Genomic DNA, 5927 nt, shown 5'->3' with positions numbered 1-5927 from the left:
ACATGGGCAAAAGGGGACGATACGTGAAGAAGCCTGTAAAACGCTGGGGTTAAGTAAAGATGCCTTGTATCGACGATTAAAAAGCCTTGGTTGGGAAAGTGGCAAAGCTAAACGCTCAGACGCTGGCACTACGGCGATGGATAATGAGGCCATTAATATGCTGGTTTCGATACTAAACCAAGGTGTACGAGACAATGGTAAACGCATTATGGACGTTACCACTGCTAAGTCGATTTTGGTTGCAAATGGCTATCAATGCCTAAGTACCAGCCAGATCAGCCGTGTACTAGCTAAACGTAATGCGTCAGTTACAGCGCTGGATAAGCCAGCCCCACATATACAAATGCGCAGTTTAGCGCCAAACCATGTACATCAGGTGGACCCATCATACTGTTTGCTTTATTACCCACCGGGTAAAAAAGGCAAAGTACAACGCTATGCAAACGACTCTGAATTTTATGCAAATAAGCCTGAGAATTTAGAACGTATCAAGCATTTGCGTGTGTGGCGTTACGTATTGATTGACCATAACAGCGGCATGGTTCGCGTGCGTTACTACGAGTCAGCAGGTGAAACGCAAGCCAATATGTTTGATTTTTTAATGTGGTGCTGGAAGTGGCACGACGGCTCAGCATTTATGGGCGTGCCGCAAATTATGCTATGGGATAAAGGCAGTGCTAACACGGGTAAGGCAATTACCAACGTGTTAGATGCGCTCAAGGTTAAAAACATACCCCACGAGGCTGGCAACCCGCGCGCCAAAGGTGCCGTTGAAGTGGCAAACAACATTGTTGAAAAACAGTTTGAAAGCCGTATTTTGTTTGAGCCTGTTAGTAGTGTTGAAGAGCTAAACGAGTCGGTATGGGCATGGCAAGAAGCATTCAACGCCAACAAAGTACCAGGCATGAACTGCAAGCATACACGGCATAAACAGGCGCGTTTAGATGTATGGCTAACCATATATCAACCACAAAACCGTGACTATTTGCGGATGTTACCTGATGAGCAAATTTGCAGGCTACTGCTAACCAAAACAGGCGATACACGCACGGTAAAAGATGGTCTAACGATTACCTACGTACACCCACTCACTAAAACCAGTTTGAGCTACGACTTATACGGGTTAGAGCATGTACGCAATGGGATCAAGGTTTCCGTCAGTCCGATCCTTATTGGTGATACACCTGATTTATTAGTGGGTGTAAAAACCCCGTTAGATGAGGTTGTTTACCACCAAGTGGCCCCCGCAAACTTTGACGCAAGCGGCTTTAGAGTTGATGCGGCAATCATTGGCGAAGAACACCAGCGCCATGCTGATACAGCAACTCAAACAGCAGCAAAAGAAGCTGATCGCCTTGCGTATGGCAACTTAAGTGACGACGAAATTAAGAAAGCGAAAAAGCAAAAAACAGCACCATTCAATGGCAAGTTGGTTGCCCATTCGCACCTTAAGAACGTTGAGCACGAAACGCGCATTGCGCCCAAGGGCGAAACGATTACACCAGACAGCCCAGTGGCTAAGCAAATTGCACAAGCACCGAAGCGCAAAGGCAAGGTATTAGACAATCTTGACCTACGTATGTTGGTAGCAGAGCGATTAGGCCGCGGACTAAGACCAACAGAGGTTGAGTGGTTAGCACATCAAGCAGTTGTTGAAACGGAAGTAAGCAGCATTGTTGAGCAGTTACACAACGGGATAGCGGAAACCCCAGTGTATAAGCTAGCGAGATAATTTGTGGAAAGAAGTACAAAGCTTAGCATGGTGTTCACTGAACAACGTATTAGCCAAGCACAAGTAGTAAAAGCACTGGCGGCTAAAGGTATCACTTTTAGTTGTGCGAGTTTAAGCCGCGTTAAGCGGCGGTTGGAGTGGCCTAAAACCTGTGATGTTGAGGCCATAAAAAGAGCAATAACAGAGTATTTGAAAACATGTGGAGCCAATGAAAGCCAACTAACAAATTTGTTTAGTTGGTACGCACCAAAGCCCCAAATTACAGATAACACAGACTTTAAAGATCCGGAGCCAGAAATGTTAAATGCCCAAGCAAAAAAGTTTTTTAAGTTACGACGAGACCCGTTTGAAAATGAGATCAGCAGTTTAGATGATGTGTTTTGGATAGACCCTTATCGCGTGATTCTAGAAGACATGTTACTTGCAGCTACGGCAGGCAGTATGGTGGCGTTATTTGGTGAGTGTGGCAGTGGTAAAACGATTGTTCGCCGTGCATTTATTCATAATATTCAAAAGGATCATCCTGAGGTTATTTTAATTCAACCTGCGCGTTTAGACAGGCGACGACTTACTGCCGAATCTATTTCGACGGCGATTTGTAGAGCATTACAAATAAAACATAAACCCAGTGCTGAAGAGCGTGATGCAGCAATAGAAGAGGCGTTAATTGAAAGCGCAAACAATGGCCACTTACACTTGCTGATCATTGATGAAGCGCACGATTTATCATCTGATGTGATCAAGCTACTAAAACGTATTTGGGAGCTAACACACGGTTTCCAACGTGTTATGGGTATTGTTCTTATCGGGCAAACAGAGCTGAAGAAAAAACTAGATGGACAACACGTTCGTGAGTTTACGTGGCGTTGTAATCAAGTAGCTATGTCGCCGCTTGGTAGGTTTGTGCCTGACTATATTCAGCATAAATTTGCGCGTTGTGGTGTGGATGCAAGCAAAATTTTTACAGAGGATGCAATGAGTGCAATTCGCGGTAAGTGCTACGGCATTATTAAACACGGAATTGCACTAGACGATAGTCAGTTAGACCGTTCATACCCACTCAGTGTAAATACGTGGATTGCTAAAGCAATGAACATCGCCGCGGCGGTTGGTGAAAAGACCATTGATGAAAAACTAATTTTAAGGATGTAGCAATGAGCCAACATGTAGATATCACATTGACTGGCGTTGCTAGCGTCAAGATCACAAAACAAGTCACGTTACCCAAGGCAGACGCCGAAGCATTATTGGCCGACGATTGCAGAATACAAGACATGCTCACGCGCCACAATGCGGTTGACGTTAAACAATGGGGCCATGTGTTCGGCAAAAAGCAACGCGAGTTTACGATTGAAAAGCTAGAGCCTGGTTACTCGTGCGCAAATCATCATTGTGGTTGGGTGGGTAATGAGTCCGACAAAACACAAGTCGTGGTAAATGGTGTAGAGACACAGGCCTGTCCTAAGTGCCACTCATTAAAGTTTTATAACGTTCAGCAGGTGGTGCCCCGTGGATAAACGAATTTTAAGAAAAATTAAGCAATGCTTAGCGCTGGCTAAGTCTGCAACGAATGAGAACGAGGCCGCAGCCGCGATGCGATCAGCTCAAGCGCTTATGAATAAGCACCGTATTAGTGCTGAAGATGTGGGCATGAGCAATATTGATGAGCAGCGTTTTGCATTTGGCGTTAATCGCATTGTGAATTATCAAGCAAATTTACTGCATTTAATAAAACGGGCATTTGGCGTTGAAGTAGTTATATCACGCAGTTTTACGGGTAGTGACGTTCGCTTTATTGGAGTTACGCCACAGCCAGAATTAGCGGGCTATTGCTGGGAGGTTTTGTTTTCAAAGCTAAAAGCTGAGCGCAGCAATTACGTTAAAAAGCAGCCTAAACAGTGCAAGCGAGCAACAAAAGTGGCAAGAGGTGACCAGTTTGCGCTGGGCTGGATTTATGGCGTTAGCCAGCAAGTTAAAGACTTTGCTCTGAGCGAAAGCGAATCTGCATTAGTTAAAACATACAAAGCTAAGCATTACCCGGACTTAACAACAAAGGATGCTATGGAAAGGGGCAAAAAAGCGAATGTTGGCGATGCGATAAGTGATGGGTTTAAAGCAGGCAAAAAGCATTCAATCAACCGCCCGATAAACGGCGGATCTCAACAAAAAATTTCAATGCAGTAGGTGAAGTTATGGAACAAGAATTTTATACAAACAGAAGTGGTTACAAAGTCCCAGCAAATAAAGTAAGCGACAACGACAAAGCGCAAAATACGCTTGTGTTAGAGCTGGTTCAACGTGCAAAACAACTGAACGCAGAACATGAAAATTTTAAACGTGGTGTGTATTCGCAAGTAAACGACTTTATTGCTGATATGGCCCATAGCTACAACGTTGAGATTGGCGGAGCTAAGGGCAACATTACTCTAACCTCGTTTGATGGCAAAAGCCGCGTAAAAGTAGGTGTTGCTGACGACATTAGCTTTGGCCCTGAAATTTTAATAGCTAAAGAGCTGTTTTTAGGTGTGGTAAATGGGTTGCTGGAAAAGCTAGACGACGAAGCACAGCTTATTAAAGACATAGTAATGAACGCGTTTGAAACCGACAAAGAGGGCCAGTACAGCAAAAGCAAAATCATGGAGCTGCGCAGTAAGTACCGTTACAGCCATAAGTCGGACGATTGGGCCGCAGGTATGCAAGCAATAGATGACGCGTTTATTTTTGGCTCAACAAAAACGTATGTTCGTTTTTATGAGCGTAACGAGCTGGGCGCTTGGATTCAGATCCCGTTGGTTAGCAAATCCCTATAAAGGTGGCGTTATGTATCATTCAAAATCAAAGCTGATCCAATTAATACATGTAGGCAAAACGAGTTTAGGCTGGGACGAAGATTTGTATCGCCAAGTTTTAGTTGAACTGACTAAAAAAGAGAGCTGCAAAGAGATGAGTGTAGGTGAGCTAAACAAAGTGCTGTCTCACATGAAAGACAAAGGTTTTAAAGTGGTGACTAAAAAGCGCGGTAAGGGTCGCAACTCGCCAATTACTCGTGATATAGATCCCGAGGATAAAACGCCCCTAGATAAGCTGCGCCAAGTGTGGATTGCAATGAGCCACCGTGGTTATTTACGCGATGGTTCAGAAGCTGCGCTACTCACTTGGAGTAAGGCACAAGCTAAACGCATGAATAAAAACGTAGCAATTGAACGTTTGGAATGGCTACGCGCATCCATGGTTCATGCACTAATTGAGCAGTTAAAAAGCTGGTATGTACGTTTAATGGCAAAAGATATGAACGAGCTAGCACCAGATTTAAAACAGCTACCGCTGTGCGATGAAGAGCTATTCAGCGCTAAGCGTTTTGTATTCTGTTTCGTTGGTAAGTTTGAAGGCTGTAACGTTGATCAACTAGAAGCAGCTCTTAACTTTACGGGCCAAATGCTCGGAAAATATGAGGGCGTGAAAAATGGCTAATGAGAATAGCATAGGCAAAGTCACGGATCGTGGTGATGGTGTTTTATTCACGATTTTTGAGCTAGTGACAATGGGGGTTTCTGAAGTATTAGACGATGACGAAGCAACAGAATTAGGGCGTAAAGTTGTGGAGAAAATCAGGCGTACATTTGCGGGTGAGCAGATTTACATATGCCAAGGGCGAACGCTGGAAGCAATTTTGTTAAAAAATGCAATTTGGTCTGAGTTTAGAGGTGATAACCATTTAGAGTTGGCGAAAAAACACGGGTGTTCAGAGCAGTGGGTTTATCGCGTTGTTAGACTAATGAGAACGCTTAAGCGCGACGAAATGCAAGGTGATTTGTTTGATGATAGCAAAGGTAAAGGTCCGATGAATGAAGGACCACAAATATGCTAAACGACGATGAGATCACAGTAAACAAATGGCTTTTGTTACTAGCTTTATGTACAGCGCTATTGCTCGGATTTGAGCTTGGAAAACTCATATATATAGAAGAGCAAGTGACACAGCAAAAACAAGCAACAAACTGGGGTAGAAATGGCGGCCCAGCATTAGCACCAATTGAACCAGAAGCACCACCTTTATATAAGGTGATTTTGGACCTGATAAATGAGGAAGATCATGAAGAGTAATATAGCTGAAGAAATGGCCCCACATTATATAGCTGCTTTTTTAAGTAAGTGTGGCTGTGAGTCATTTGATGATGTTGTTGGCGCTATGCAA

At 43.9% G+C, this 5927-nt stretch carries 8 protein-coding genes; all 8 read left to right on the top strand.

What is annotated here, in order from left to right:
• A partial coding sequence (locus tag J8L97_RS22295) for a DDE-type integrase/transposase/recombinase (protein ID WP_211052885.1) occupies nt 1–1732 on the top strand: 1732 nt, incomplete at its 5' end.
• Between the two features lie 3 nt (nt 1733–1735).
• Nucleotides 1736–2884, top strand: coding sequence for an AAA family ATPase (locus J8L97_RS24020; RefSeq protein WP_211052883.1), 1149 nt, complete (start codon nt 1736–1738; stop codon nt 2882–2884).
• A 2-nt stretch (nt 2885–2886) separates the two neighbouring features.
• On the top strand, nt 2887–3249 hold the full coding sequence (locus J8L97_RS22285) for a hypothetical protein (RefSeq protein WP_211052881.1): 363 nt from the start codon (nt 2887–2889) through the stop codon (nt 3247–3249).
• The gene (locus J8L97_RS22280) at nt 3242–3916 is read left to right on the top strand and encodes a DUF2786 domain-containing protein (RefSeq protein ID WP_211052879.1); all 675 of its coding nucleotides are present in this window, start codon (nt 3242–3244) and stop codon (nt 3914–3916) included. The genes J8L97_RS22285 and J8L97_RS22280 overlap by 8 nt, the downstream gene beginning before the upstream one ends.
• 8 nt (nt 3917–3924) lie before the next feature.
• Complete coding sequence (locus J8L97_RS22275; RefSeq protein WP_211052877.1) at nt 3925–4542, top strand: DUF3164 family protein; 618 nt, start codon at nt 3925–3927, stop codon at nt 4540–4542.
• A 10-nt stretch (nt 4543–4552) separates the two neighbouring features.
• Entirely contained in the window at nt 4553–5203 is a 651-nt protein-coding gene (locus J8L97_RS22270) for a gp16 family protein (protein WP_211052875.1), read from the top strand.
• Nucleotides 5196–5600, top strand: a complete 405-nt coding sequence (locus J8L97_RS22265; RefSeq protein WP_211052873.1) for a Mor transcription activator family protein — start codon at nt 5196–5198, stop codon at nt 5598–5600. Before J8L97_RS22270 ends, J8L97_RS22265 begins: the two co-directional genes overlap by 8 nt.
• A complete protein-coding gene (locus tag J8L97_RS22260; protein ID WP_211052871.1) occupies nt 5594–5836 on the top strand; it encodes a hypothetical protein in 243 nt (80 codons plus the stop codon). Before J8L97_RS22265 ends, J8L97_RS22260 begins: the two co-directional genes overlap by 7 nt.
• Nucleotides 5837–5927: the final 91 nt, after the last annotated feature.

Origin of the sequence: Pseudoalteromonas sp. MMG012, from assembly GCF_018100875.1 — a bacterium.
Classification (GTDB): Bacteria; Pseudomonadota; Gammaproteobacteria; order Enterobacterales; family Alteromonadaceae; genus Pseudoalteromonas; species Pseudoalteromonas aurantia.
The sequence above is the reverse complement of the archived record's forward strand: the minus strand, read 5'-3'. Positions and strand labels throughout refer to the sequence as shown.

Coding starts and splice junctions, on each gene's coding strand:
- J8L97_RS22285 (WP_211052881.1), top strand. CDS start 2,887: ATGAGCCAACATGTAGATATCACATTGACTGGCGTTGCTAGCGTCAAG.
- J8L97_RS22275 (WP_211052877.1), top strand. CDS start 3,925: ATGGAACAAGAATTTTATACAAACAGAAGTGGTTACAAAGTCCCAGCA.
- J8L97_RS22270 (WP_211052875.1), top strand. CDS start 4,553: ATGTATCATTCAAAATCAAAGCTGATCCAATTAATACATGTAGGCAAA.
- J8L97_RS22265 (WP_211052873.1), top strand. CDS start 5,196: ATGGCTAATGAGAATAGCATAGGCAAAGTCACGGATCGTGGTGATGGT.
- J8L97_RS22260 (WP_211052871.1), top strand. CDS start 5,594: ATGCTAAACGACGATGAGATCACAGTAAACAAATGGCTTTTGTTACTA.